This is a genomic window from Nocardioides sp. Leaf285, assembly GCF_001422955.1.
Taxonomy (GTDB): domain Bacteria; phylum Actinomycetota; class Actinomycetes; order Propionibacteriales; family Nocardioidaceae; genus Nocardioides; species Nocardioides kribbensis.
On record NZ_LMNH01000003.1, the window covers coordinates 189342 to 216307 of the forward strand.

Below are 26966 nucleotides of genomic sequence, written 5' to 3' on the forward strand. Positions count from 1 at the left end.
TGACCCGCCGTCCGACCCGGCGTCCTCGGGAGCGGGGTCAGGAGGCGGCGCCCAGGAGCGGGGCGTCGAGGGAGGACCCGTCGGTGTTGTAGGCCACGCAGACCACCCGGTCGCCGTCCTGCGGCGGGACCTGCTCGGAGATCGGGATGAGGGTCATGCGGGAGATGTCGACCTCGGTGCCGTCGTAACCCTCGGCGCTGGCCAGCTCGGCGCAGCCGGTGGGCTCGCCGTCGACGACCTCGGTGGCCACGACCTCCCCGTCGTGGGCCTCGGTGCAGTCGACCTCGCGGATGTCGGTGACGTTCTCCTCGGAGTCGTCGGTCAGCCCGTCGGCGGTGAGGCAGGTGCCGGCCTCGAGGTCGTCGAGGGTGGTCAGGCTGGTGCCCACGGTGACGAGGGCGACGATGCCTCCGATGAGCGCGAGGGTGCCGAGCAGGCCCACGACGATGGCGGTGACCGCGGCCCAGCGGCCCTTGGCGCGGCCCTCCTTGGTGCGGCCCAGCCCGACGAGGCCGAGGATCGCCCCGACGAAGGACAGGCAGCAGGTGAAGCTCAGCACCAGCGCCACGACGGAGAGGGTGTCGGTGCCCTGCGAGCCGCTCGGGTGGGTGGGGCCGCCGGGGTAGCTCTGGCCGTAGGGGCCGGCGGGCTGGGCCCCGGGCTGGCCGTACGGCGACCCCGCAGGCTGGCCGTACGGCGACCCCCCGGGCTGGCCGTAGGGGGTGGGCTGGCCGTACGGCGACGGCGGGCCGGCCGGGTCGCCGTCGGCGCCGCCCTGGTCGCCGGGGCCGTGGGGAGGTGTCGTCACGCGCTCACTGTAGGGCGCGGCGCGCCGGCGGGAGGGCGTCCTCGAGAAACACCGGACGGGCGACGTAGGCCCCCAGGACGGCCATGGGGAGCACGAGCGCGGTGAGCACGAGCAGCGGCACGGTCCAGCCCCCGGTGGCCTCGTTGAGCAGCCCCACGGCGAAGGGGCCGAGGGCGGCGAGCAGGTAGCCGACCGACTGGCTGAAGGCCGAGAGCGCCGCCGTGCCCTCGGGGGTCCGGGCGCGCAGCCCGATGAGCGTGAGCACGAGGGGGAAGGTGCAGGCGCCGACGCCGGCGACGACGGCCCACAGCGGCGCGGTCCACCACGGGCTCAGCACCATGCCCAGGTAGGCGACGGGGTAGGTGCCGATCACCCCCAGCAGCAGGGTGCGCGGTCGGGAGGTGGTCGCCATCAGCCGCGGCAGCCACAGCGACAGCGGGATGCCGGTGCCGGCCAGCAGGCCCACCAGCGCCCCCGCGGCGGTCGGCGACCAGCCGGCGTCGCGCCACAGCTGGGCGAACCAGCCGAAGATCGCGTAGGCCTGGAGCGCCTGGAGCCCGAAGCAGCCCGCCATCGCCCAGCCCAGTCGCGTGCGGGCGACGTCGAGGAAGGACACGCGCGAGCCGCCGCGCTCGACCGCGCGGTCGCGTCGCACCAGCGCGACCCACGGCAGCGCCGCGATCACCGCCAGCAGGGCCCACGTGCCCAGGCCCCAGCGGAAGCCGCCGCCCGCCTCGGAGATCGGCACGGTGAGGGTCAGCGCGAGGGTGAGCCCCACGGCGAGGGCGGCGGTGTACAGCGAGGTGACCGGTCCGATGCGGTCGGGGAAGTGCAGCTTGACCAGCGACGGCAGCAGCACGTTGGCCATCGCCATGCCGCCCACCGCGAGCAGGGAGGCGGCCAGGAACACCACGTCGTCGTCGGTGAGCACCCGCGCCACCAGCCCGGCCGCCGCGGCGAGCAGGGTGAGCAGGGTGGTGCGGTGCAGTCCGACGCGCGCCGCCGTGGCCGGTGCGAGGGCACCGAGCACGGCGAAGGCCAGCACCGGCAGCGAGGTGAGCAGGCTGGCCTCGCCGGCCCCGAGGCCGAGACCGCTCCTGACCTCGGCCAGCACCGGGCCGACGCTCACGGCGGCGGGGCGCAGGTTGAGCGCCAGCAGCAGCACGCCCACGAGGACGAGGGGCACGGTGCGGGTGACGGGTCCGGGGCTGCTCACCGGGCCCATGCTGGCACCGCACCCACGACGTACGACGGGCGGTGGGGGCAGGATGGGGTCGTGCTCCACGTGAGCGACCGGCAGCGTCGCGACCGCATCGCCCTGCGCCACGGCATCGACCCGGTGCGGCGTCGCGCCGACGCCGAGGACGCCACCCGTGCGGTCGCGGTGCTCCACGCCACCGAGCCCGCCACGGTGCACCTGTCGCTGCAGGCGCGGGTCGACGGGCTGCGTCGCTCCGACGTGGAGCGCGCGCTCCACGAGGAGCGCGTGCTGGTCAAGCAGCTGGCGATGCGCCGGACCCTCTTCGTGCTGCCGCGCGACCTGCTCCCCGCGGCCTGGGGGAGCGCCTCCGCACGGGTGGCAGGCACCGAGCGGGCGCGCCTGGCCAAGGACGCCGAGGCCCACGGCCTGGCGGACCCGGGCGCGGGCGCCGCCTGGGTCGAGCGTGCACGCCGGGAGGTGCTCGGCGTGGTGGCGGGCTCCGTGGAGGGTCGCCAGGCGGCCGAGGTCAGGGCCGCCGTGCCGGCGCTGGCGGCGCCGGCGCCCGTGGCGGGCGCGCCCTCGTCGTCGGTGCCCCCGACGGTGAGCCGGCTCCTGACCCTGCTGGGCGCCGAGGCCGAGGTGGTGCGGGGGGTCAACACGGGTCACTGGCGCGTCTCCCGTCCGCGCTGGGCGCCGATGGCGGCGTGGCTGGGGGAGGAGCCCCGACCGTGGTCGGCCTCCGACGGCTGGGCCGAGCTGGTGCGCCGCTGGCTCGGCGCCTTCGGGCCGGGCACCGAGGCCGACCTGGTGTGGTGGCTGGGCGCGACCAAGGGCATCGTGCGGGCGGCGCTCGCGCGCCTCGAGGCCGTGGAGGTCGCGCTCGACGGCGGGGCCACCGGATGGCTGCTCCCCGACGACGACCTCCTCGACCACCCGCTCGACGGGGCCCGGGGCCAGGAGGTCGGGCCCTGGGCGGCGCTGCTGCCCGTGCTCGACCCCACGGTCATGGGCTGGAAGGAGCGCGCCTTCTACCTCGGCCGTCACCGCGACGCGCTCTTCGACCGCAACGGCAACGCCGGCACCACCGCGTGGTGGGACGGTCGCGTCGTGGGCTGCTGGGTGCAGGACGAGGCGGGCCGCGTGCTCGTGCGCCTGCTCGAGGAGGTCCCCGCCGCCGGGCGCGCCGCGCTGGGGACCGAGGCCGACCGGCTGTCCGACTGGCTCGCCGGTGAGCGCGTCGGCACGGTCTACCCCTCGCCGGCGATGCGGGCACCGGCCTGACCTCTCGTAGCCTGTGCGGGTGCGAGAGCAGCCCGAGCAGCAAGCCCCTCCGGTCCAGCGCCTGCGCATCCGCTACGCCAAGCGCGGACGCCTCCGCTTCACCAGCCACCGCGACTTCAGCCGCGCCTTCGAGCGCGCCGTCTTCCGCGCCCGCGTGCCGATGGCCTACTCCTCCGGCTTCAACCCCCACCCCCGCATCTCCTACGCCGGGGCAGCGCCGACGGGCTCCGCGAGCGAGGCGGAGTACCTCGAGATCGGGCTCGCCGAGGTCGTCGACGTCGCCGCGGTGCGGGCGTCGCTGGAGGAGGCGCTGCCCGACGGGCTCGACATCCTCGAGGTCGCAGTCTCTCCCGGGGGATCGCTCGCCGACCTCCTCCAGGCCAGCCACTGGCGCCTCGACGTCGCCGCGGAGGAGTCGGACGCCCGCGCTGCGGTCGAGGCCTTCCTGGGGCAGGAGTCGGTGGAGGTCGAGCGGATGACCAAGAAGGGTCTGCGCACCTTCGACTGCCGCGCCGCCGTGCTCAGCCTCGAGGCCGGCCCCGTGACGGGTGCGGGCGTGGGGGCGCGCTCGACGCTCGACCTGGTGCTGCGCCACGGCGTGCCCTCGGTGCGGCCCGACGACGTGCTCACCGGCCTGGCGGCCGTCGGCGGCCTCCAGGCGGGGCCCGCTCCGCTGCTGACCCGGCTGGCCCAGGGGCCGCTGGAGGAGTCGACCGGCACGGTCGGCGACCCGCTCGCAGCGCGGACATGACCTGGATCGACGGCCCGTGTGCGATACTCGCCACGGTCGTCGCACCGGTGGAACCTGCCGCGGACGACGACCCGACGACGTTCTCGCCGGCCCGCACTCTCGGGGTCGGCACAGTGGGTGCGACGTCGGCGCCAGACCGCGACGCGGCCCGGCAGGCTCGGTGACAGCGAGTCGGCCCCCGGCCCCGGGATCCTCCCGGGGCAGGCCCAGCGACCGCGGCAGGCGACGACGACGCGTCCAGTGACGCACCGCGGAGGGTGTCGCCGCCACCGAAGGCTTACGCGTCGTGCCCCGGACCTCCTGCGGGCCGACGTCTGACACGTCCGGGTCGCCAGTGCGCCGCCCGGGCAGAGGAGCACCACATGCCCGACGAGAACCTGGGCGAGGACGTCACCACCGACACGGGCGCCGACACGGCCCCCACCGTCACCGTGACGACCCGCAAGGCCGCGGCCAAGAAGACGACCGCGAAGAAGACGGCCGCCAAGAAGACCGCCGCCGACGCCCCCGCGAAGAAGGCCGCCGCCAAGAAGGCGCCGGCCAAGCGCACCACGAAGAAGGCGGCGGCCGCCGAGCCGTCGACCTCGGACCCGGCGCCCGCCGACGTCGCCCCGGACGTGCCCGCCGAGGTGGCGGTCGACGCGCCTGCCGAGGCTCCGGGCGAGGCGCCCGCGGAGAAGCCGGCCAAGAAAGCCGCCGCCCGCAAGAGCGCCGCCAAGAAGGCGCCGGCCGCGAAGAAGGCCACCACCACGACCCGCACCCGCAAGAGCGCGGCGACCAGGGCCGCGGAGGCGGCCGCCGCCGAGGCGCCGGCGCCCGAGGCCGTCGTGACCGAGGTCCCGGTCGAGACGCCCGCCGAGACGCCCGCCGAGACCGAGGTGGCCGCGGCGCCGGCCGTGCTCTTCCAGGCCCCCGACGCCGCGAAGGCCACCAAGGCGACCGTGACCCGCCGCACCCGTGGCAGGGCCGCGGCTCCCGTGCGGACCGAGCCCACCCCCGAGCCCACCCCCGTGCCCGCCGCCGAGCCCACCGTCGCGGAGCCCAGCGACGCGGAGACCCCGGTCGCGGAGGCTCCGACCGAGGTCGTGGCCGAGGCCCCCGACGAGGCGGGCACCGACGCCCCCGCGCGCACCCGCACCACGACCACCACGCGCAGCCGCGGTCGCAGCCGCTCGGCCGGCGGCACCCGCACCGCCGCGCCGCAGGAGGCGGCACCCGAGGAGGACGAGCTCGAGGCCGTCGCCGCCAGCATGGCTCCCACCACCGGGCCCGCCGACGAGGCCGACACCGCCCGGGGCGGCGCCGACGCGTCGGGCGACGACACCGACGACGACGGCACCGACGACTCGGACGAGTCCGAGGACTCCGACGAGGACCGCTCCGAGGGCGGTGGCGGCCGACGTCGTCGCCGCCGCGGTGGCCGTCGGCGCCGCAAGTCCGGCGACGGGGGCTCCGGCCGCTCCGAGGACGACTCCGACGACGACTCCGAGGGCCAGGACGCCAGCGGCGACGCGGAGAGGGACTCCGACCAGGACGCCGACCAGGGCTCCGCCCGTGACGGCGGCCAGGGTCGCCAGGGCAACCGGGGCGGCAACCAGGGCGGCAACCAGGGCGGAAACCAGGGCGGCAACCAGGGAGGCGGCCGCGGCGGTCAGCGCCAGGGTGGCGACACTGGCCCCCAGGAGCAGGACGCCAAGGACGACACCGAGTCCGGCGAGGGCTCCTCGCGCCGGCGTCGTCGCCGGCGCCGCTCGGGCGACGACGGGGGAGAGCACGGCGACGACCCCGACAACACCGTGACCCGGGTCCGCAAGCCGCGCTCGGCCGAGGACGAGATCACCGCGATCTCGGGCTCCACGCGCCTCGAGGCCAAGAAGCAGCGCCGCCGCGACGGCCGCGAGGCCGGTCGGCGCCGCGCGCCGATCGTGTCGGAGGCCGAGTTCCTGGCCCGTCGCGAGGCGGTCGACCGCACCATGGTCATCCGCCAGCGCGAGGACCTCACCCAGATCGGCGTGCTCGAGGACAAGGTGCTCGTCGAGCACTACGTCGCCCGTGAGTCGCAGACCTCGATCATCGGCAACGTCTACATCGGGCGCGTGCAGAACGTGCTGCCCTCGATGGAGGCCGCCTTCATCGACATCGGCAAGGGCCGCAACGCCGTCCTCTACGCCGGCGAGGTCAACTGGTCCGCGCTGGGCCACCGCGACGGCCAGCCCCGCAAGATCGAGTCGGTGCTGTCCTCGGGCCAGCCGGTCCTCGTGCAGGTCACCAAGGACCCGATCGGCCACAAGGGCGCCCGGCTCACCAGCCAGATCAGCCTGGCCGGCCGCTTCCTGGTCTACGTGCCCGACGGCACGACCAGCGGCATCTCCCGCAAGCTGCCCGACACCGAGCGCAACCGCCTCAAGACGCTGCTCAAGGAGATCGTGCCCGAGGGCGCCGGCGTCATCGTCCGCACCGCGGCCGAGGGTGCCTCCGAGGACGAGCTGACCCGTGACGTCGAGCGGCTGAAGGCGCGCTGGGAGGACATCGAGAAGAAGTCCAAGGGCAGCGCCCCCCAGCTGCTCTACGGAGAGCCCGACCTGACCCTCAAGGTGGTCCGCGACCTCTTCACCGAGGACTTCGCGACCCTGGTCATCCAGGGCGACGACGCCTGGGACACCGTGCAGAGCTACGTCTCGCACGTCGCCCCCGACCTCGCCGACCGCCTGCAGCGCTACGAGCCCGCCGAGCACAACGGCCACGACCTCTTCACGACCTACCGCGTCGACGAGCAGATCGCCAAGGGCCTCGACCGCAAGGTCTGGCTGCCCTCCGGCGGCTCGCTGGTCATCGACCGGACCGAGGCGATGACCGTCGTCGACGTCAACACCGGCAAGTTCACCGGCTCGGGCGGAAACCTCGAGGAGACCGTCACCAAGAACAACCTCGAGGCGGCCGAGGAGATCGTGCGCCAGCTCCGGCTGCGCGACATCGGCGGCATCATCGTCGTCGACTTCATCGACATGGTGCTGGAGTCCAACCGCGACCTCGTGCTGCGACGTCTCGTGGAGTGCCTCGGGCGCGACCGCACCCGCCACCAGGTCGCCGAGGTGACCTCGCTCGGCCTGGTGCAGATGACGCGCAAGCGCATCGGCACCGGACTGCTCGAGGCCTTCAGCGACAACTGCGAGCACTGCCAGGGTCGCGGGATCGTCACCCACGACGAGCCCGTCGAGCCCAAGCGCGACGACGAGGGTCGGCGCGGTGGCAACCGCAGCGGTGGCGGCAACGGCGGCGGTGGCAACGGCAACGGCGGCGGCAACGACGGCGGCGGCCAGGGCGGACGTCGCTCGCGCGGCGGTCGCGGCCGCGGCCAGGACGACCAGGCCGAGCAGAGCGGCGGCCAGGGCGACGGGGGAGCCTCCAAGCCCCCCACCCCGCCCTCCCCGAAGGACATCGCGGCCATGGCGCGCCCGGAGCCCACCGAGACGGACGAGGCACCGGTCGCCGCGGCACCCGAGCAGCCCGCACCCGAGCAGCCCGCACCCGAGTCGGCGACCGCCGAGCAGGCAGGCGCCGAGCAGCCCGCGGCCGAGCAGACGACGGTGGTCACCCGCAGCCGTCGGCGCGGTGCGAGCCGCACGGCGCCCACGGTGACCGAGCCGGTCGCGGCCGAGGACCCCGTGGTCGCGCCGGTGGAGCCGACGCCGGCCCCGACGCCCGAGCCGGTGGCACCGCCGGAGCCCGACGCGGTGAGCGAGGCCCAGGCCGCGCAGGCCCCCGCCACCACGGTGGTGACCCGCACCCGTCGTCGTACGGCGACGCGGCCCGCCTCAGCGCCCGAGCCGGCGCCGGCGCCGGCGGAGCCCGCACCGCAGTCGGCCCCTGACCCCGACCCGGAGCCCGCGTCGGAGGCCGACCCGGAGCCGCCCGCGGCGCCGGCCGAGCCGACCGTCGTGACCCGCACGCGCACCCGCCGGGCCACCCGCCCTGCCGGCCCCCCTGCCGGCGAGACCGCCGGCGAGACCGCCGGTGAGGCCGCTGGTGAGCAGGCCGGGGAGTCCTCGGAGGAGGGCTCGGCCGCGCACGTGCCGGTCAAGAAGAAGGGCACCCGCAAGCGCTGAGCCGGCCCGTCCGGCGCCACGGCCCGCCGGGGCGACACCGAATTGCTGTCGCCCCGGCGGGTCCGTACTATGGGTCCTCGGTGCGCTGATGCGTGCCCTTCTGTGTGGCACCACCCACGACGCCCGGCCGGTCAGGCCCGGTGCGGCGGCACGGGAGCCCCAGACCACCGACTTACCTGTCAACTGACACAGCACAACCCGACGAAGGAGACCGCGGTGTACGCGATCGTGCGCGCAGGCGCCAAGCAGCAGAAGGTTGCCGTGGGCGACGTCATCGAGATCGACAAGGTGACGACCGGGGTCGGCGAGACGCTGACGCTGCCCGTCGTCCTCGCCGTCGACGGCGAGAGCGTCACCTCCGACTCCTCGGCCCTCGACAAGGCCTCGGTGACCGTCGAGGTGCTCGGCGCCACCAAGGGCCCCAAGATCATCATCCAGAAGTACAAGAACAAGACCGGCTACAAGAAGCGCCAGGGTCACCGTCAGAAGTACACCCAGGTCAAGGTCACCGACATCTCCCTCTGAGCCTTCCCGGTCTCAGGCTTCCTGCAGCGCACACCAAAGGATTCGACATGGCACACAAGAAGGGCGCGGCGTCCACCAAGAACGGTCGCGACTCCAACTCCCAGCGCCTCGGCGTCAAGCGCTACGGCGGCCAGCTGGTCAACGCCGGCGAGATCATCGTGCGCCAGCGAGGCACCCACTTTCACCCGGGCAGCGGCGTCGGCCGCGGCGGCGACGACACCCTGTTCGCGCTGCAGGCCGGTGCGGTCGAGTTCGGCACGCGCCGTGGCCGTCGCGTCGTCAACATCGTCCCGGGCGAGTGAGCTGACGCTCCCACCTGGCACACCAGGCTCTTCCTCGTTGGGCGTCCCGGACCTCCGGGGCGCCCTTCGTCGTCCGCACCACCCCTGAGCACCACCCCTGAGCAGCACCATCGAGAGAAGGCACCATGGCTGTCCCCACGTTCGTCGACCGGGTCACGCTGCACATCAGCGCAGGCCGGGGAGGCAACGGTGTGGCCTCGGTGCACCGTGAGAAGTTCAAGCCCCTCGGCGGCCCCGACGGCGGCAACGGGGGCCCCGGCGGCTCGGTGATCCTGCGGGTCGACCCCGACGTGACCACGCTGCTCGACTACCACCACAGCCCCAAGCGTCGCGCCGAGCACGGCGGGCACGGCGCCGGCGCCCACCGCAACGGCGGGCACGGCGCCGACCTCGTGCTGCCGGTGCCCGACGGCACCGTGGTGGCCGACCCGCGCGGCGAGGTGCTGGCCGACATGGTCGGACCCGGCACCGAGCTGGTCATCGCCCAGGGCGGGCGCGGCGGTCTCGGCAACGCCGCGCTGGCCTCCTCCAAGCGCAAGGCCCCCGGCTTCGCGCTGCTCGGTGAGCCCGGCGACGAGCTCGAGATCGTGCTCGAGCTCAAGGTCGTCGCCGACATCGGCCTCGTGGGCTTCCCCAGCGCCGGCAAGTCGAGCCTGATCGCCGCGATCTCGCGGGCGCGGCCCAAGATCGCCGACTACCCCTTCACCACCCTGGTGCCCAACCTGGGCGTCGTCACCGGCGGCGACACCACCTTCACCGTCGCCGACGTGCCCGGCCTCATCGAGGGCGCCAGCGAGGGCCGCGGCCTGGGCCACGACTTCCTGCGCCACATCGAGCGCTGCGCGGCGCTCGTGCACGTCATCGACACCGCCTCCATCGAGCCGGGTCGCAACCCCGTCGACGACCTCGACGTGATCGAGAACGAGCTGAGCCGCTACGGCGGCCTCGAGGACCGCCCGCGCCTGGTCGCGCTCAACAAGATCGACGTGCCCGACGGGCGCGACCTCTCCGACATCACCATCGACGACCTGCGCGAGCGCGGCCTGCGCGTCATCCCGATCTCCGCCGCCTCCGGCGAGGGCCTGCGCGAGCTGACCTTCGCGATGGCCGAGATCGTGGCCGCCGCGCGCGCCGCGAAGCCCGCGGTGGAGACCACCCGCATCGTGCTGCGGCCCCAGGGCGCCGACGGCAGCGGCGACTTCACCGTCTCCCAGACCGTCGACGGCTGGCGCGTGCGCGGCACGAAGCCCGAGCGGTGGGTGCGCCAGACCGACTTCAGCAACGACGAGGCCGTCGGCTTCCTCGCCGACCGCCTCGACCGGCTCGGCGTGGAGGAGAAGCTGCTGTCGATGGGCGCGCAGGAGGGCGACGCCGTGCTCATCGGCGACCCCGACAACGCCGTCGTGTTCGACTTCAAGCCCGGCATGGACGCCGGCGCCGAGATGCTCGGTCGCCGCGGCGAGGACCAGCGCATCGACCACTCCCGCCCGGCGGCCAGCCGCCGCCGCGAGATCGACGAGGCCATGGAGCACCGCGCCGAGGGCGAGACCCGCGCCGACGTGGCGCGCCGTCTCGACGCCGAGCGCAAGGGCCAGACCTACGGGCCCTCGTCGTACGAGATCGGCGGGAGCGAGGACCCGGACTGGTCCGAGCAGGACCCCGGCCGGTGAGCAGCGGCGCCGGTCGCGAGGTCGTGCTGGCCGCGCGCCGGATCGTGGTCAAGGTCGGCTCGTCGTCGCTGACCACCGCCGCCGGCGGGATCGACCCCAAGCGGGTCCGTGCCCTGGTCGACGCGCTGGCCGCCGCCCGCGCCCGCGGCGCCGAGGTGGTGCTGGTGTCCTCAGGGGCCATCGCCGCCGGCCTGGCGCCGCTGGGCCTGGCCCGTCGTCCGCGCGGCCTGGCGGCCCAGCAGGCCGCCGCGGCGGTCGGCCAGGGCCTGCTGGTGCACCGCTACACCGAGGAGCTGCGCCGCCACGACCTCACCGCCGGCCAGGTGCTGCTCACCGCCGACGACGTCACCCGGCGCTCGCACTACCGCAACGCCTACCAGACCTTCGCCAAGCTCCTCGAGCTCGGTGTGCTGCCGATCGTCAACGAGAACGACACGGTGGCGACCTCGGAGATCCGCTTCGGCGACAACGACCGCCTCGCCGCCCTGGTCTCCCACCTCGTGCACGCCGACCTGCTCGTGCTGCTCTCCGACGTCGACGGGCTCTACGACGCCGACCCCCGCGAGCCCGGCAGCGCGCTGGTGCCGGAGGTCCACGGACTCGACGACCTCGGCGGGGTGCGGATCGGGTCCACCGACGCCGCGGGCGTCGGCACCGGCGGCATGGAGACCAAGGTCGAGGCCGCCCGCATCGCCACCGGCGCCGGCATCCCGGTGGTGCTGACCTCCGCGGCCCGGGCCGGCGAGGCCGTAGCCGGCGAGCCCGTCGGCACGCTCTTCCACAGCACCGGCAGGCGCCGCCCGACCCGGCTGCTGTGGCTGGCCCACGCCACCGAGCCCCGCGGCACCCTCGTGCTCGACGCCGGCGCCGTGCGCGCGGTGGTCGAGCGCCGCGCCTCGCTGCTGGCCGCCGGGGTCACCGGTCACACCGGGGTCTTCCACGCCGGCGACCCGGTCGACCTCGTCGACCCCGAGGGCCGCCCGGTGGCCCGCGGGCTGGTGAACGTCGACGCCACGGAGGTGCCCGGGCTGCTCGGACGCTCCTACGAGCGCGAGCTCGTGCACCGCGACGCCCTCGTCGTGCTCTGAGCACCCACCGGCCCACGTCGCCGGTTCAGGTCGGGCTGGGGGCCGTTGCTACCTTCGGCCCCGTGCGGTGGCGAGGCGCGGTGTGGTGGCTCCTGCTGGTGGCGACCCTCGGGCCCGCCCTGCTGCTCACCGCGCTGAGGTCCACCGACCCGAGCCCCGGCTGGGCGGTGCAGGCGGTCGCCTTCACCCCCGTCGCGCTGCCCCTGTACGCCGCAGCCCTGCTGCTCCTGCTGGGCCGGGCGCTCACCGGCGGCCGCAGCGGCCGCCGCGGCCCGGCCGTGGTCGCGGCCCTCGTGGTGCTCGGCCTCGGGGGGCTGCACGCCTGGTGGTGGTCGCCGCTGGTCGCGGGCACGCCGCCCGACGCGGGCGACGGTGCGCGGGTGACGGTGATGACGGCCAACCTGCTCAAGGGGCGGGCCGACGGTGCCGAGGTCGTGCGCGCGGCGGTCGACAACGACGTCGACGTGCTGGTGCTGGAGGAGGTCACCGACGACGCGCTGGCCGACATGGAGCGCGCCGGGCTCGACGAGCTGCTGCCCGAGCGGATCGGCGAGACCGGTGCCTCGATCGACGGCACGATGGTGCTGTCGCGGGCGCCGCTGGGCGAGGCGACCGCGGCGGACACCTTCACCCAGACCTGGGGCGTCGAGGTCGACCTCGGGGCCGCGACCGTGCGGCTGCTGGCCGTGCACCCCGCCGCCCCGGTCGACCCCGAGCGCTGGCACGCCGACCTCGACCTGCTGCGCGACGTCGCCCGCGACACCGACGCCGACGTCGTCGTCGGCGACTTCAACGCCACCCTCGACCACGCGCCGATGCGCCGCCTCCTCGACGAGGGCTACGCCGACGCGGCCGCCGAGACCAACGCCGGCTGGCAGCCCACCTGGCCGGCCAACGGGCTGTTCCCGGTGCTCGGGGTGCCGCTGCCGACCTCGGTGGCGATCGACCACGTGCTGGTGGGCGAGGACGTGCTGGCCCTCGACACCCGCACCGTGGAGATCGGGGGCACCGACCACCTCGCCCTCGTGGCCGACCTCGTGGTCGTGGGCTGAGCGGCCCCGCCGTACCCTGGGAGGGACATGACCGCCACTCCCGTCTACCTCGACCACGCCGCCACCACCCCGATGGTGCCGGCCGCGATCGAGACCATGACGCGGCACCTGGCCGACGTGGGCAACCCCAGCTCGCTGCACGCCTCGGGCCGCCACGCCCGGCGCGTGGTGGAGGAGGCCCGCGAGCAGATCGCGCACGCGGTGGGCTGCCGGCCCGGCGAGGTCGTCTTCACCTCCGGCGGCACCGAGGCCGACAACCTCGCGGTCAAGGGCATCTTCTGGTCGCGCCGCAGCGCCGACCCGCGCCGCGTGCGGGTGCTGGCCACCGCGGTGGAGCACCACGCGGTGCTCGACCCGGTGCACTGGCTGGGGGAGCACGAGGGCGCCGAGGTCGAGCTGCTCGCGGTCGACCTCGAGGGCCGGGTCGACCTCGACGCCCTGCGCGCCACCATCGAGCGCGACCCCGCCTCGGTGGCGCTGGTGTCGGTGATGTGGGGCAACAACGAGGTCGGCACCCTGCAGCCGGTGGCGGAGGTCGTCGCGCTCGCCGCGCCCCACGGCATCCCCGTGCACAGCGACGCCGTGCAGGCCCTCGGCGCGGTGCCGCTGGACTTCGCGGCCTCCGGGCTCGACGCGATGACCGTCACGGGTCACAAGGTCGGCGGCCCCTACGGCGTGGGCGCGCTGCTGGTGCGCCGCCAGGTCGAGGTGACCGCCCTGGTGCACGGCGGCGGGCAGGAGCGCGACATCCGCAGCGGCACCATCGACACCCCCGCGATCGCGGGCTTCGCCACCGCGGTCGCGCACGCCGTGGAGCACCAGGCCGCCCACGCGGAGCGGGTGGCGGCCCTGCGCGACCGTCTCGTGGCCGGCCTGCTGGCCGCCGTGCCCGAGGCGGTGCTCAACGGCGACCCGGTCGAGCGGCTGCCCGGCAACGCCCACCTGTCCTTCCCCGGCTGCGAGGGCGACTCGCTGCTCATGCTGCTCGACGCGCGCGGCATCGAGTGCTCCACCGGCTCGGCCTGCTCGGCCGGCGTGCCGCAGGCCTCCCACGTGCTGCTGGCCATGGGCCACCCCGACGACGAGGCCCGCAGCTCGCTGCGCTTCTCCCTGGGCCACACCTCCACCGACGCCGACGTCGACGCCGTGCTGGAGGCCATCGGCCCCGTCGTGGCGCGGGCCCGGGCGGCGCGGCTGTGAAGGTCCTCGCCGCCATGTCGGGCGGCGTCGACTCCGCGGTGGCCGCGGCCCGCGCGGCCGAGGCGGGCCACGACGTCACCGGCATCCACCTCGCGCTGTCGCGCAACCCGGCGTCGTACCGCTCGGGCGCGCGCGGCTGCTGCACCATCGAGGACGCCAACGACGCCCGCCGCGCCGCCGACGTGATCGGCATCCCGTTCTACGTCTGGGACCTCTCCGAGCGCTTCCACGCCGACGTGGTCGAGGACTTCATGGACGAGTACGCCGCCGGCCGCACGCCCAACCCGTGCCTGCGGTGCAACGAGCGGATCAAGTTCGCCGCCGTGCTCGACCGGGCCCTCGCGCTGGGCTTCGACGCCGTCGCCACCGGCCACTACGCGCAGCTGCGCACGGGCACCGACGGGCTGGTGGAGATGCACCGTGCCGCCGACGCCGGCAAGGACCAGTCCTACGTGCTCGGGGTGCTCGACCAGCAGCAGCTGGCCCACTCGCTCTTCCCCCTCGGCGACACCCCCAAGCCCGCCGTGCGCGCGGAGGCGGAGCGGCGCGGGCTGCTCGTGGCCGACAAGCCCGACAGCCACGACATCTGCTTCGTCGCCGACGGCGACAACGCCGGCTGGCTGCGCGAGAAGCTCGGCGACCGCGCGCCCAACCACGGCGGCGCCATCGTCGACGACGCCACGGGGGAGGAGCTGGGCCGCCACGACGGCACGTTCGGCTTCACCATCGGCCAGCGCAAGGGACTGCGGCTCGGGGTGCCCGCCCCCGACGGGCGGCCGCGCTTCGTGCTCGACATCGAGCCGGTGGAGGGCACAGTGCGAGTCGGGCCGCGCGAGCGGCTCGCGGTGAGCGCCCTGGAGGCCGACCGCCCCCGCTGGTGCGGCACCGTGCCGCGGGTGCTGGAGGGCCCCGAGGTCACCGTGCAGCTGCGCGCCCACGGCGCCGAGCACCGCGCCCGGGTCGAGGTGCACGACGGCGACCGGGTGCGCGTCGAGCTGCTCGACCACGCCTCCGGCATCGCCCCCGGCCAGGCCGCGGTCTTCTACGACGGCACCCGCGTCGTCGGCTCGGCCACCATCACCGCCACGACCCGGGTCGCCGCGTGAGCGCCGCATGACCGCCGCCACCGGCATCGGCTCGATGCCCGGCGACGACGCCGCCGCCGTCGCCGAGGCGACGCGCACCGTGCTCGACAGCCTCCCCGACCTGCCCCACCTCGTGGAGCTGCCCGGCCGCGGCGCCACCGCCTCGATGACCGGGCGCGGCCTCGCGGTGCTGGCCGAGCTGGGGGCCGACCTCCAGCCCGCCGGCTGGCGCCTGACCGGCGGCGGCGCCGGGGTCGACCACCGGCGCGCCCGCAGCCTGCTCGCCCAGGACCTCGACGTGCTGGAGGAGCAGGCCCAGGGCCTGACGGGCGCCTTCAAGATCCAGGTGGCCGGGCCGTGGACCCTGGCCGCGACCGTGGAGCGTCCCCGCGGCGACAAGCTGCTGGCCGACGCCGGTGCGCGCCGCGAGCTGGCCCAGGCGCTGGCCGAGGGCGTGCGCGACCACGTGCGCGACGTGCGGCGGCGCCTGCCCGACGTCACCCGGCTCGTCGTGCAGGTCGACGAGCCCGCGCTGGCCGCGGTGCTCGACGCCCGGGTGCCCACCGCCTCCGGCTTCGGCCGCCACCGCACCGTGCACCCGCCCGAGGCCTCCAACGCCCTCGGCTGGGTGCTCGGGGCCGCGACCGAGGCGGGCGGCGAGGCGTGGGTGCACACCTGCGCCGCCGGCACACCTCTCGGACTCCTGCGCGGCGCCGGGGCCCGCGGCCTCGCCGTCGACCTGTCGCTGATGACCGCCGCCGACCACGACGCCCTCGGCGAGGCGCTCGAGGCCGGCGACAGCGTCGTGCTCGGCGTCGTGCCGACCACGGCCGCCGCCGGGCCCGAGGCGGGGGAGAGGGCGCTCGTCGAGCGGGTCGAGCGCTGGCTCGACATGCTGGGGATCGACCCCGGCACCGTCTCCGGGCAGCTGCTGGTCAGCCCGGCCTGCGGCCTCGCCGGCGCCGACGTCGCGTGGTCGCGCCGCGCGCTGGCCCTGTCGAGCGACACAGCGCGCCGCCTGAGCTGAGGGCTCCGCCGTACCCGGGGCGCACCTGGGCCGCACCTGGGGCGCACGGGCACCGACGCCACGGGCCCGGTCACCGAGGTGACCGGGCCCGTGGCGTCGAGCGGTGGGGTGCGGGCGTCAGCCCATGTGCACCGGGGCGCCCTCGGGGCCGTCGGTGGCGAGCTCCTCGTGCTTGACGTCGAGGAAGAGCCACACGATGAGCGAGCCGACCAGGATCATCGCCGAGCCGACGAGGAAGGCCGCGGTCGCGCCGTCGGTGAAGGAGCCGAGCTGCGTGGCGGCGCCGACGACCTGCGGGATCTGGTCGCCGCTGAGGCCCTGCTGCTGCGCGGCCGCGAGCAGGTCGGGGGAGAGCTCCTCGCCCCGGCCGCTGGCGAAGTGCAGCGACACGGTGGCGAGCACGGCGAGGCCGAGGGCGCCGCCGACCTGCTGCATGGTGTTGAGCACGCCCGAGCCGATGCCGCTGTCCTCGGCGCGCACGTGGTGCACGGCGGTGAGGGTCAGCGGCACGAAGACCATGCCCATGCCGAAGCTCATCAGCACGATGAAGGGGAAGATCGAGGCCCAGTAGTTCAGGTCCTCGCCCACGGGCTGGCCGCCCGGCATCACGGCCTGGAGCAGGTTGGCGCTCGACTCGTCGACCGAGAGCCGCGAGAAGCCGAAGAGCGCGATCGCGGCGAGCAGCGTGCCGGTGCCCGCGATGAAGCGTGGGTCGATGCGGTTGACGAGGTTCGACGACAGGCCTGCGCCGATCACGATGCCCACCGAGAACGGCAGGAACGCGAAACCGGTGTGCAGCGGGCTGTAGCCCACGACCTGCTGGATGAAGAGGCTGAGGAAGAAGAACATCGCGAACATCGCGGCCGGCACGAGCATCATCACCAGGAAGCTGGCCGCACGGGTCCGGTTCTGGAAGATGCGGATCGGCAGCAGCGGGTGCGCCGCGCGCGACTCCACGAAGGCGAAGGCCACCAGCAGCGCGACGCCGGCGACCAGCGAGGCGATGGTCCAGGTGTCGCCCCAGCCGTGGGCCTCCTCGCCGGCGCGGGTCAGGCCGTAGACCAGGCCGAGCAGACCCAGGGTGCCGGTGACGGCGCCGGGCACGTCGAGCTGGCCCTCGGTGCCCTCGGACTCGTTGAGGAAGCGCGGGGCGAGGGCGGCGGCCACCAGGCCGATCGGGACGTTGATGAGGAAGGTGAGGCGCCAGCCGTCGACGTCGACGCCGAGCAGCTGCGGCGAGATGCCGGTGAGCCAGCCGCCGAGGATGAGGCCCACGGCCGCGCCGGCGCCCGACATGGCGGCGTAGACGGCGAAGGCGCGGTTGCGCGCGGGGCCGGCCGGGAAGGTCGTGGTGATGAGCGCCAGGGCGGCGGGCGAGGCGAGCGCCGCGCCGAGGCCCTGGAGGCCACGGGCCGCGAGCAGCAGCGGCTCGTTGGTGGCGATGCCGCCGAGCAGCGAGGCGACCGCGAAGACGACCAGGCCGATCATGAAGACGCGGCGGCGGCCGTAGAGGTCGCCGAGGCGGCCGCCGAGGAGCAGCAGGCCGCCGAAGGCCAGGGCGTAGCCGGTGACGATCCAGGTGAGGTTGGCCTGGTCGATGTCGAGGTCGGCGCCGATGAAGGGCAGCGCGATGTTGGCGATGGTGGCGTCGAGCACGACCATCAGCTGCGCGATCGAGATCACGACGAGGGCCCAGCCGAGGCGGAGCTGGCGCGGCTCGTGCGCCCCTGCCTGCTGGTCGGGCGGTGCGGTGTCGGTCATGGGATGTCCTTGGTCTGGTCGAGACGTGGTGGAGACGTGGTGGAGCGGGCGGGCCCGGTCAGGGTCGGCGGGTCGCCGCGGGGAGGATGATCTGGTCGATCACCCGCGTGATGGTGTCTGCGTCGGGTGCTCGGCCGAGCAGGAAGACGCGGTGCATGACGATGCCGGCCAGGGCCGGCTCGATGAGCTCGAGGTCGATGTCCTCGCGCAGCTCGCCCCGGGCGCGGGCCCGCTCCCAGATGGTGCGGGAGCCGGCGATCTTGGCCTCGAGCACGTCGCGGCGGAAGGCGGTGGCGAACTCCGGATCGACGCTGATCGCGGTGAGGATGCTGGTGAAGTGCGAGACCGTCTCGCCGTCGGTCAGGCCGCCCATGCCGCAGAAGGTGGCCCGCAGGTCCTCGCGCAGGCTCCCGGTGTCGGGCAGGTCGGGCTGCTGCTTGGCCGCCTTGAGGGCGTCGATGACCAGGGCCACCTTGCCCCCGCCCCAGCGGCGGTAGAGCGTCGCCTTCGACGCCTTGGCCCGGGTGGCGACGGCGTCCATGGTGAGGCGGTCGTAGCCGACCTCGCTCAGCAGCTCGAGGGTGGCGTCGAGGATCTCCTGCTCGCGGTCTCCCTCGACGCGCGGGCGGGTCTCGGCGGGGGTCATGGCTGCTCCACGTCTGGTCGTGCGGTGCGTTTACCTGGATGAAACGAAACGGTTCCGTTCCATCCCGAACAGCATGGCACGCCCAGGTGTTCCCGCGCCAACGCGCGGATGTCGGTCCGGCGTCCCGCGGGGGGAGGGGCGGGGTGCGCGCTCAGTCGGCGCGGCGGTGCTCGGGCCGGTCGGCCCGGCGCTGGGGCTCATGCGGGAGGAGGTCGAGCACGCCCTCGGTGGCCACGCGGTTCCAGTCCTCGACACGGCGGAACATGTAGTGCCCCACGCGGCCCATGTCGACGAGGCGGGCCGACGCCGCGACGCGGGCCGCGCGCTCGACGTACGCCGCGGTCTGGCGCGCCGAGGTGATCTTGTCGCTGCGGCCGTGGGCGGCGAGCAGGTGCCGGCCGGCGAGGGCGCGCACGGGCTCGTCGGGCGGGAGCCACGGCGCGAGCGCGACCACGCCGGCGACCCGGTCGTCGTCGGCGACGTGCACGGCGGTGCGCGCGCCCATGGAGTGACCGAGCAGCACGACGGGGGTGTCGGGGAGCTCGGTGCGGGCCTGGGCGAGGGCCCACCGGGCGTCGGCGATGGCGCCCGCACCGTCGAGGTTCCACCCGCGAGCGCGGTAGCGCAGCAGCCAGGTCGAGGCGCCGGCCTCGTGCAGGGCGGGGGTGATGGCCCGCTGCAGGGCCGCCACGCGGCGCCACGACGCGCTGCGACCGTCGACCACCTGCTGCGAGGTGGGCTTGCCGCCGTGGAGCATCAGCACGAGCGCCCGGGGAGCGCCCTCGACGTCGAGCCGGGTCAGCGAGGGCGCGGGGCGCTCGGCGTGCGGGGTGGTCACGGTGCTTCTTCGGTGCCGCGGCGGGGGGTGGATGGGCCCGGAGCACCCCGGACCGGAAGGGGGTGCGCCGCTGTCGGCGCGACCCGGCAGGATGGCTCCCATGACCGAGCCTGTCCCCGTGAGCGACGACGCCCGCGACGAGCACCGTCGGCTCAGCGAGGAGGTCGAGGACGCCCGCTGGCGCTACTACGTGCTCGACTCGCCGACCCTCGACGACGCCGCCTTCGACTCCCGGATGCGCCGGCTGGAGGAGCTGGAGGAGCAGTTCCCCGAGCTGCGCACCCCCGACTCGCCCACGCAGCGGGTGGGCGGCGCGGTCAGCACCGAGTTCACCGCCGTCGACCACCTCCAGCGCATGGAGAGCCTCGACAACGCCTTCTCCTACGACGAGCTCGAGGCCTGGCACGCCCGTCTGGCCCGCGACGGCGTCGACGACCCGGCGCTGCTGTGCGAGCTGAAGGTCGACGGGCTGGCCATCAACCTGCTCTACGAGCAGGGCCGCCTGGTCAGGGCGCTGACCCGCGGCGACGGCAGCACGGGGGAGGACGTCACCCCCAACGTGAAGACCATCGACTCCGTCCCGCACCGCCTGGTCGCCGCCGAGGGCTTCGCGGTGCCCGAGCTCGTCGAGGTCCGCGGCGAGGTGTTCCTGCCCACCGCGGCCTTCGAGCGGCTCAACGCCGCGATGACCGACGCGGGCAAGCCGGTCTTCGCCAACCCGCGCAACGCCGCCGCGGGGTCGCTGCGCCAGAAGGACCCGCGGGTCACCGCCACCCGGGCGCTCGGCATGGTCTGCCACGGCATCGGCGCGCGGCGCGGCTTCGAGCCGGCCTCGCAGTCGCAGGCCTACGACGCGCTCGCCGCCTGGGGGCTACCGACCAGCCCGCGGGTGCGGGTGCTGCCCGGGCTCGCCGAGGTCCGCGCCTTCATCGAGCACCACGGCGAGCACCGCCACGACGTCGAGCACGAGATCGACGGGGTCGTGGTCAAGGTCGACGACGTCTCGCTGCAGCGACGCCTCGGCTCGACCAGCCGGGCGCCGCGGTGGGCCATCGCGTTCAAGTACCCCCCGGAGGAGGTCAACGCCGAGCTGCTCGACATCCGGGTCAACGTCGGCCGCACCGGGCGCGCCACGCCGTACGGCGTGATGGTGCCGACCCGGGTGGCCGGCTCGACGGTCGAGAACGCCACCCTCCACAACGCCCACGAGGTGCGCCGCAAGGACGTGCGACCCGGCGACACCGTCATCCTGCGCAAGGCCGGCGACGTCATCCCCGAGATCCTCGGGCCCGTGCTCGCGCTGCGGCCCGAGGGGCTGGCGGAGTGGGTCATGCCCACGCACTGCCCCGCCTGCGAGACCCCGCTGGCGGAGCAGAAGGAGGGCGACAAGGACCTGCGCTGCCCCAACCACGAGCACTGCCCGGCCCAGGTGCGCGAGCGGGTCTTCCACGTCGCGGGCCGCGGCGCCTTCGACATCGAGGGGCTCGGCTACGAGGCGGCCTCCGCGCTGCTCGACGCCGGGGTGCTCGCCAACGAGGGCGACGTGTTCTCCCTCGGGCCCGACGACCTGCTGCGCACCGACCTGTTCACGCGCGCGGCGAAGAAGGGCGAGGAGGGCGAGCGGGTGCTGTCGGCCAACGGCCAGCGGCTGCTGGCCCACCTCGGCGAGCGCAAGCAGGTCCCGCTGTGGCGGGTGCTGGTGGCCCTCTCGATCCGCCACGTCGGCCCGACCGCCGCACGGGCGCTGGCCCAGGAGTTCGGCTCGATGGCCGCGCTGCGCGCCGCCACCGAGGAGCAGCTCGCCGCGGCCGAGGGGGTGGGGCCCACCATCGCGGAGGCCGTCATCGAGTGGTTCGAGGTGCCGTGGCACGCCGCCATCGTCGACCGCTGGGAGCAGGCCGGCGTGAGCATGGCCGACGAGCGTGACGAGTCGGTGCCCCGCACCCTCGAGGGGCTCACCGTGGTCGTCACCGGGTCGCTGGAGGGCTACAGCCGCGACTCGGCCAAGGAGGCGATCCTCTCGCGCGGCGGCAAGGCCGCCGGGTCGGTGTCGAAGAAGACCGACTTCGTCGTCGTCGGCGCCAACGCCGGCTCGAAGGCCGACAAGGCCGAGCAGCTCGGCCTCCCCGTCCTCGACGAGGAGGGCTTCACCCGCCTGCTCGCCGAGGGACCGCCACCCCCGGCTGACGACCAGGACGCGGCGTCCCAGGCTCCTGAGGATGCCGGCGACGACGCTGGCTGAGCCCCGGGGGCGGTGCTCCGGCGCCGAGCCCCGGGTGGTCGAGGAGGGACCGCCAGCCCCCCGGTGGTCGAGGAGGGAGCGCCACCCCCCCCGGGGGGTTGAGGAGGGAGCGCCACCCCCCCCCGGGCGGTTGAGGAGTGAGCGCCCCCCCCGGTGGTTGAGGAGGGAGCGCCAGCGACCGTCTCGAAACCACGGCGCCAGGTGGTCGTCGAGGCGGGAGGCCTTCGAGACGCTCGCTGCGCTCGCTCCTCAGGAGCCACGCCCGCGACCGTGTGGACACCACCAGCACCCGCACGAGGACCCGCTCGGACCCGCCACGCGGGCGAAGCGCCTCGCGTCCCCGGTCGCCCGCCTGAGAAGTGGCGGCGTACGACGACTCGACGGCCGCTGCAGGTGTCGTCTTCCGCCACTTGCCGCACGGTCGCTCCCCGCGAGCGCCGCCAGCACCGGCGGGCCACACCGGGGGCGCCTCGTGTCGCCGGCCGGCCCGCCCGAGAAGTGGCGGCGTACGACGACTCGAGGGCCGCTGCAGGTGTCGTCTTCCGCCACTTGCCGCATGGTCGCTCCCCGCGAGCGCCGCCAGCACGGGCGGGCCACACCGGGGGCGCCTCGCGTCGCCGGCCCGCCCGCCCGAGAAGTGGCGGCGTACGACGACTCGAAGGCCGCTGCAGGTGTCGTCTTCCGCCACTTGCCGCACGGTCGCTCCCCGCGAGCGCCGCCAGCACGGGCGGGCCACACCGGGGGCGCCTCGCGTCGCCGGCCCGCCGGCCTGCCCGCCCGAGAAGTGGCGGCGTACGACGACTCGACGGCCGCTGCACGTGTCGTCTCCCGCCACTTTTCGCACGGTCGGTCCCCGCGAGCGACGCCAGCACCGGCGGGCCACACCGGGGGCGCCTCGCGTCGCCGGCCCGCCCGCCCGAGAAGTGGCGGCGTACGACGACTCGACGGCCGCTGCAGGTGTCGTCTCCCGCCACTTACCGCACGGTCGCTCCTCGCGAGCGCCGCCAGCACCGGGCCCGCCACGGGGGGCTACGTCCCGTTCCCGGCCGGCCCGCCCGCCCGCCCGAGAAGTGGCGGCGTACGACGACTCGACGGCCGCCGCAGGTGTCGTCTCCCGCCACTCACCGACGCCGACGACTGACCGCACTGGCCGACCGCACTGGGGCAGATGCCTCCCCGACACGCAGCGAGCGCCGCCCCACGGCTGTGGGACGGCGCTCGCGAGCGGGTGGAGCGCAGGCTCAGGCGTTGAGCTTGTCGCTGACCGAGAGCACGCGGGTGACCAGGTGGTCGAGCGCGCTGCGGTCGGTGTCGTCGAGCTCGCTGGTCTGGCCGGTGACCTTGCCGACGCCGTAGGGGTTGCCGTCGGCGAACTTCACCGGGTCGGTGTAGCCCGGAGGCACGATGATGCCGCCGAAGTGGGCGAAGGTCGTGTGCATGGCCTCGAGCGTCGTCTCCTGGCCGCCGTGGAGGGTCTGGCTGGAGGTGAAGGCGGCGTAGACCTTGTCGGCCAGCTTGCCCTGGCCCCACAGCGGGCCGAGGGTGTCGATGAAGGACTGGAGCTGGCTGGTGACGTGGCCGTAGCGGGTGGGCGAGCCGAAGAGGACGGCGTCGGCCCAGTCGAGGTCGTCGGGGCTGGCGGTGGGCTTGCTCGCCTGCTCCTCCACGTGCTGCTTCCAGGCGTCGACCGACTCGACGGCCTCGCGGGGCGCGGTCTCGGCGACGTGGCGCAGCCGGACCTCGGCGCCGAGTCCCTCGGCGGTCTGGGCCAGGCGCTCGGCCATGGCGTGGGTGCTGCCGAAGCCGGAGTAGTAGATGATCGAGAGCTTGCTGGGCACGGGTGGTACCTCCGTGGGATCGCGAGTCGGTTGACCGTTCAACTTCCACGGTAGCCATCGCCCGGCGCCCCACAAGGTCCCTGCGGGTGACCCGGGGCGACGGCCCTAGGATGAGCGCCATGCCTGAGATAACCCGAGACGAGGTCGAGCACCTGGCGAACCTCGCCCGGATCGACCTGTCCGACGCCGAGCTCGACCACCTCGCCCCGCAGCTGTCGGTGATCCTGGAGTCGGTCGCCTCGATCAGCGGCGTGGCCGGTGACGACGTGCCCCCGACCTCCCACGCGCTCCCGCTCACCAACGTCTTCCGCGAGGACGTCGTGGTGCCCGGGCTGGGCGCCGAGGCCGCGCTGGCCGGCGCCCCCGAGTCGGAGCAGCAGCGCTTCATGGTGCCGCGCATCCTCGGGGACGAGCAGTGAGCGCCGACCTGACCCGCCGCACGGCCGCCGACCTGGCCGCCGACCTCGCCGCGGGCACGACCACCTCCGTCGCGCTGACCCAGGCCCACCTCGACCGCATCGCCGCGGTCGACGGCGGACCCGACGCCGGCGTGCACGCCTTCCTCCACGTCGACGCCGAGGGTGCGCTGGCGGCGGCCGCCGCCTCCGACGAGCGTCGCGCGGCGGGGTCGCCGGCCTCGGCGCTCGACGGCGTGCCGATCGCGGTCAAGGACGTCCTGGCCACCCGGGGGCTGCCCACGACGTGCGGCTCGAAGATCCTCGAGGGCTGGGTCCCGCCCTACGACGCCACGGTGGTCGCCCGGCTCCGGGCCGCCGGCCTGCCCATCCTGGGCAAGACCAACATGGACGAGTTCGCGATGGGCTCCTCCACCGAGCACTCCGCCTACGGCCCCACCCGCAACCCGTGGGACCTCGAGCGGATCCCCGGCGGCTCCGGCGGCGGATCGGCGGCGGCCCTGGCCGCCTTCGAGGCTCCGCTGGCCCTCGGCACGGACACCGGCGGCTCGATCCGCCAGCCCGGCGCCGTCACCGGCACCGTGGGCGTCAAGCCGACCTACGGCGGGGTCTCGCGCTACGGCCTCGTGGCCATGGCCAACTCCCTCGACCAGGTCGGCCCGGTCACGCGCACGGTCCTCGACTCCGCGCTGCTGCACGAGCTGGTGGGCGGGCACGACCCGCTCGACTCCACCTCGGTCGACCAGCCGCTGCCGTCGCTGGTCGACGCCGCCCGCCGCGGCGCCGAGGGCGACCTCTCCGGCGTGCGCGTCGGCGTGATCAGCGAGCTCTCCGGCGAGGGCTACCAGGCCGGGGTGCAAGCGCGCTTCGAGGAGTCGCTGGAGCTGCTGGTCAAGGCGGGGGCCGAGGTCGTCGAGGTGTCGTGCCCGACCTTCGTGCACGCCCTGGCGACCTACTACCTGATCATGCCGTGCGAGGCCTCCTCCAACCTCGCCAAGTTCGACGCGATGCGCTACGGCCTGCGGGTGCTGCCCGAGGGCGTCGACTCGCCGAGCGCCGAGCAGGTCATGCGGGCCACCCGCGACGCCGGCTTCGGCGACGAGGTCAAGCGCCGCATCATCCTCGGCACCTACGCCCTGTCGAGCGGCTACTACGACGCCTACTACGGCACGGCGCAGCGGGTGCGCACGCTCATCGCCCGCGACTTCGCCGCCGCGTTCGAGAAGGTCGACGTCCTGGTCTCACCGACCGCGCCGACCACGGCCTTCAAGCTGGGGGAGAAGCTCGACGACCCGCTGGCGATGTACCTCAACGACCTCGCCACCATCCCGGCCAACCTGGCCGGGGTGCCCGGCATGTCGCTGCCCAGCGGCCTGGCCGACGAGGACGGCCTGCCGGCCGGCTTCCAGATCCTGGCGCCGGCCCTGGCCGATGACCGGATGTACCGCGTGGGCGCGGCCCTCGAGGCCGCCCTCCACGAGCGGTGGGGCGGCCCGCTGCTCGACCGCGCGCCCGCCCTGGCCGCCCAGGCCGGCCCGACCGACGCGAACGGAGCCTCCGCATGAGCACCTCCACCACCGGCGACGTCCTCGTCGACTACGACGAGGTCCTCGCCGCCTACGACCCGGCGATGGGCCTGGAGGTCCACGTCGAGCTCAACACCGCGACCAAGATGTTCTGCGGCTGCCCCACCGAGTTCGGAGCCGAGCCCAACACCCAGGTCTGCCCGACCTGCCTGGGCCTGCCGGGTGCGATGCCGGTGGTCAACGCCAAGGCGGTGGAGTCGGCGATCCGCATCGGCCTCGCGCTCAACTGCGACATCGCCGAGTGGTGCCGCTTCGCGCGGAAGAACTACTTCTACCCCGACATGCCGAAGAACTTCCAGACCAGCCAGTACGACGAGCCGATCGCGTTCGAGGGCTGGATGGACGTCCTGGTGCCGACCGCCGACGGTGGCACGGAGACGGTGCGCGTGGAGATCGAGCGCGCGCACATGGAGGAGGACACCGGCAAGTCGCTGCACGTCGGCGGCTCCACCGGCCGCATCCACGGCGCCGACTACTCGCTGGTCGACTACAACCGCGCCGGGATCCCGCTCATCGAGATCGTCACCAAGCCGATCACCGGGCTCGGTGCGCAGGCCCCCGAGGTCGCCAAGGCCTACGTCGCGCAGCTGCGCGAGCTGATCGTCGCCCTCGGTGTCTCCGACGCCCGCATGGACCAGGGCTCGATCCGCGCCGACGTGAACCTCTCCCTGGCCCCGAAGGGCTCCGGTGCGCTCGGCACCCGCACCGAGACCAAGAACGTCAACTCGCTGCGCTCGGTCGAGCGTGCGGTGCGCTACGAGATGCAGCGCCACGCCGCCGTGCTGGGGGAGGGCCGCTCGATCCTGCAGGAGACGCGCCACTGGCACGAGGACACCGGCGTGACGACGTCGGGTCGCGAGAAGTCCGACGCCGAGGACTACCGCTACTTCCCCGAGCCCGACCTGGTGCCGGTGGCACCGTCGCGCGAGTGGGTGGAGCAGCTGCGCGGCACCATGCCGGAGAACCCCCGCGCCCGCCTGGCCCGGCTGCAGGAGTCGTGGGGCTTCACCGACCTGGAGATGCGTGACACCGTGGGCGCGGGCGCCCTCGGCCTGGTCGAGGAGACCATCGCCGCCGGCGCCGCGCCCCAGGCCGCGCGCAAGTGGTGGCTGGGCGAGATGGCGCGGCGCGCCAACGACTCCGGTGTCGAGATCGGCGCCCTCGGCGTCACCCCGCAGCACGTCGCACGCGTGCAGGCGATGGTCGACGCCGGCGAGCTGACCGACAAGCTGGCCCGCCAGGTCTTCGACGGGCTGCTGGCCGGCGAGGGCACCCCCGACGAGGTCGTCGCGGCCCGCGGCCTGGCCGTGGTCTCCGACGAGGGCGCCCTGTCGGCCGCGGTCGACAAGGCCATCGCCGAGAACCCCGCCATCGCCGACAAGATCCGCGACGGCAAGGTCGCCGCGGCCGGTGCGCTCATCGGCGCCGTGATGAAGGAGATGCGCGGCCAGGCCGACGCCGCACGGGTCAAGGAGCTCGTGCTCGAGAAGCTGTCCTGAGGCGGCGGCGGGGGCGGTCCCGGGTTACGCTGCCCCCGCACCAC

At 74.9% G+C, this 26966-nt stretch carries 21 protein-coding genes; 15 read left to right on the forward strand and 6 right to left on the reverse strand.

The window, feature by feature from the left end; translation table 11 throughout:
- Window positions 1–37: 37 nt before the first annotated feature.
- Both ASF47_RS09375 and ASF47_RS09380 read right to left on the reverse strand, forming a co-directional pair.
- Window positions 38–808 carry a DUF4190 domain-containing protein gene (locus ASF47_RS09375; protein WP_056863755.1) on the reverse strand — a complete coding sequence of 257 codons (771 nt, stop codon included), beginning with the start codon at window positions 806–808 and terminating at the stop codon, window positions 38–40.
- A gap of 4 nt (window positions 809–812) precedes the next feature.
- Window positions 813–2033 (reverse strand): MFS transporter, encoded by a 1221-nt coding sequence (locus ASF47_RS09380; RefSeq protein ID WP_414855732.1) that lies wholly within the window; start codon window positions 2031–2033, stop codon window positions 813–815.
- 51 nt (window positions 2034–2084) lie between these two features.
- Here ASF47_RS09380 and ASF47_RS09385 point away from each other — a divergent pair, with 51 nt between their 5' ends.
- From ASF47_RS09385 to ASF47_RS09435, 11 genes are all read left to right on the forward strand, one after another.
- On the forward strand, window positions 2085–3290 hold the full coding sequence (locus ASF47_RS09385; protein ID WP_056863756.1) for a winged helix DNA-binding domain-containing protein: 1206 nt from the start codon (window positions 2085–2087) through the stop codon (window positions 3288–3290).
- Window positions 3291–3309: 19 nt separating this feature from the next.
- On the forward strand, window positions 3310–4041 hold the full coding sequence (locus ASF47_RS09390) for a TIGR03936 family radical SAM-associated protein (RefSeq protein WP_056864559.1): 732 nt from the start codon (window positions 3310–3312) through the stop codon (window positions 4039–4041).
- A gap of 362 nt (window positions 4042–4403) precedes the next feature.
- On the forward strand, window positions 4404–8147 hold the full coding sequence (locus tag ASF47_RS09395; protein ID WP_056863757.1) for an Rne/Rng family ribonuclease: 3744 nt from the start codon (window positions 4404–4406) through the stop codon (window positions 8145–8147).
- Window positions 8148–8363: 216 nt separating this feature from the next.
- Window positions 8364–8672, forward strand: coding sequence for a 50S ribosomal protein L21 (gene rplU, locus ASF47_RS09400; RefSeq protein ID WP_056863758.1), 309 nt, complete (start codon window positions 8364–8366; stop codon window positions 8670–8672).
- A gap of 47 nt (window positions 8673–8719) precedes the next feature.
- Window positions 8720–8974, forward strand: coding sequence for a 50S ribosomal protein L27 (rpmA, locus tag ASF47_RS09405; RefSeq protein ID WP_056863759.1), 255 nt, complete (start codon window positions 8720–8722; stop codon window positions 8972–8974).
- Window positions 8975–9099: 125 nt separating this feature from the next.
- Window positions 9100–10644, forward strand: a complete 1545-nt coding sequence (obgE, locus tag ASF47_RS09410) for a GTPase ObgE (protein WP_056863760.1) — start codon at window positions 9100–9102, stop codon at window positions 10642–10644.
- Window positions 10641–11732: a glutamate 5-kinase gene (gene proB, locus ASF47_RS09415; RefSeq protein ID WP_056863761.1), complete on the forward strand. Its 1092-nt coding sequence runs from the start codon at window positions 10641–10643 to the stop codon at window positions 11730–11732. The genes obgE and proB overlap by 4 nt, the downstream gene beginning before the upstream one ends.
- 62 nt (window positions 11733–11794) lie before the next feature.
- Window positions 11795–12784: an endonuclease/exonuclease/phosphatase family protein gene (locus ASF47_RS09420; RefSeq protein WP_156697840.1), complete on the forward strand. Its 990-nt coding sequence runs from the start codon at window positions 11795–11797 to the stop codon at window positions 12782–12784.
- Between the two features lie 27 nt (window positions 12785–12811).
- A complete protein-coding gene (locus ASF47_RS09425) occupies window positions 12812–13984 on the forward strand; it encodes a cysteine desulfurase family protein (protein WP_056863763.1) in 1173 nt (390 codons plus the stop codon).
- On the forward strand, window positions 13981–15090 hold the full coding sequence (mnmA, locus tag ASF47_RS09430) for a tRNA 2-thiouridine(34) synthase MnmA (protein WP_200919022.1): 1110 nt from the start codon (window positions 13981–13983) through the stop codon (window positions 15088–15090). Before ASF47_RS09425 ends, mnmA begins: the two co-directional genes overlap by 4 nt.
- 7 nt (window positions 15091–15097) lie before the next feature.
- Window positions 15098–16096 carry a methionine synthase gene (locus ASF47_RS09435; protein WP_056863764.1) on the forward strand — a complete coding sequence of 333 codons (999 nt, stop codon included), beginning with the start codon at window positions 15098–15100 and terminating at the stop codon, window positions 16094–16096.
- Between the two features lie 117 nt (window positions 16097–16213).
- Here the strand turns inward: ASF47_RS09435 and ASF47_RS09440 are convergent, their stop codons facing one another.
- The 3 genes from ASF47_RS09440 to ASF47_RS09450 all read right to left on the reverse strand — a co-directional run bounded on the left by ASF47_RS09440 (window position 16214) and on the right by ASF47_RS09450 (window position 19341).
- Window positions 16214–17857, reverse strand: coding sequence for an MFS transporter (locus tag ASF47_RS09440; protein ID WP_056863765.1), 1644 nt, complete (start codon window positions 17855–17857; stop codon window positions 16214–16216).
- Window positions 17858–17915: 58 nt separating this feature from the next.
- Entirely contained in the window at window positions 17916–18503 is a 588-nt protein-coding gene (locus ASF47_RS09445; RefSeq protein ID WP_056863766.1) for a TetR/AcrR family transcriptional regulator, read from the reverse strand.
- Window positions 18504–18654: 151 nt separating this feature from the next.
- A complete protein-coding gene (locus ASF47_RS09450; protein WP_082500180.1) occupies window positions 18655–19341 on the reverse strand; it encodes an alpha/beta hydrolase in 687 nt (228 codons plus the stop codon).
- A gap of 100 nt (window positions 19342–19441) precedes the next feature.
- Here ASF47_RS09450 and ligA point away from each other — a divergent pair, with 100 nt between their 5' ends.
- Entirely contained in the window at window positions 19442–21583 is a 2142-nt protein-coding gene (gene ligA, locus ASF47_RS09455; RefSeq protein ID WP_082500181.1) for an NAD-dependent DNA ligase LigA, read from the forward strand.
- Window positions 21584–22824: 1241 nt separating this feature from the next.
- On the opposite strand, the gene wrbA is transcribed toward ligA, so the two are convergent.
- Window positions 22825–23421, reverse strand: a complete 597-nt coding sequence (gene wrbA, locus ASF47_RS09460) for an NAD(P)H:quinone oxidoreductase (protein ID WP_228942354.1) — start codon at window positions 23419–23421, stop codon at window positions 22825–22827.
- A 119-nt stretch (window positions 23422–23540) separates the two neighbouring features.
- On the opposite strand from wrbA, the gene gatC reads away from it, so the two are divergent.
- The 3 genes from gatC to gatB are packed head-to-tail and all read left to right on the forward strand — an operon-like array spanning window position 23541 to window position 26922.
- Entirely contained in the window at window positions 23541–23840 is a 300-nt protein-coding gene (gene gatC / locus ASF47_RS09465; protein WP_056863767.1) for an Asp-tRNA(Asn)/Glu-tRNA(Gln) amidotransferase subunit GatC, read from the forward strand.
- Window positions 23837–25402, forward strand: a complete 1566-nt coding sequence (gene gatA / locus ASF47_RS09470) for an Asp-tRNA(Asn)/Glu-tRNA(Gln) amidotransferase subunit GatA (protein WP_056863768.1) — start codon at window positions 23837–23839, stop codon at window positions 25400–25402. The genes gatC and gatA overlap by 4 nt, the downstream gene beginning before the upstream one ends.
- A complete protein-coding gene (gatB, locus tag ASF47_RS09475) occupies window positions 25399–26922 on the forward strand; it encodes an Asp-tRNA(Asn)/Glu-tRNA(Gln) amidotransferase subunit GatB (RefSeq protein WP_056863769.1) in 1524 nt (507 codons plus the stop codon). Before gatA ends, gatB begins: the two co-directional genes overlap by 4 nt.
- Window positions 26923–26966 lie beyond the last annotated feature (44 nt).

Bases quoted from the DNA above. Each gene is read 5' to 3' on its own strand.
- ASF47_RS09380 (WP_414855732.1), bottom strand. From the start codon at position 2,033: ATGGGCCCGGTGAGCAGCCCCGGACCCGTCACCCGCACCGTGCCCCTC.
- ASF47_RS09395 (WP_056863757.1), top strand. From the start codon at position 4,404: ATGCCCGACGAGAACCTGGGCGAGGACGTCACCACCGACACGGGCGCC.
- rpmA (WP_056863759.1), top strand. From the start codon at position 8,720: ATGGCACACAAGAAGGGCGCGGCGTCCACCAAGAACGGTCGCGACTCC.
- obgE (WP_056863760.1), top strand. From the start codon at position 9,100: ATGGCTGTCCCCACGTTCGTCGACCGGGTCACGCTGCACATCAGCGCA.
- ASF47_RS09425 (WP_056863763.1), top strand. From the start codon at position 12,812: ATGACCGCCACTCCCGTCTACCTCGACCACGCCGCCACCACCCCGATG.
- ASF47_RS09435 (WP_056863764.1), top strand. From the start codon at position 15,098: ATGACCGCCGCCACCGGCATCGGCTCGATGCCCGGCGACGACGCCGCC.
- ASF47_RS09440 (WP_056863765.1), bottom strand. From the start codon at position 17,857: ATGACCGACACCGCACCGCCCGACCAGCAGGCAGGGGCGCACGAGCCG.
- ASF47_RS09445 (WP_056863766.1), bottom strand. From the start codon at position 18,503: ATGACCCCCGCCGAGACCCGCCCGCGCGTCGAGGGAGACCGCGAGCAG.
- ligA (WP_082500181.1), top strand. From the start codon at position 19,442: ATGACCGAGCCTGTCCCCGTGAGCGACGACGCCCGCGACGAGCACCGT.
- gatC (WP_056863767.1), top strand. From the start codon at position 23,541: ATGCCTGAGATAACCCGAGACGAGGTCGAGCACCTGGCGAACCTCGCC.
- gatB (WP_056863769.1), top strand. From the start codon at position 25,399: ATGAGCACCTCCACCACCGGCGACGTCCTCGTCGACTACGACGAGGTC.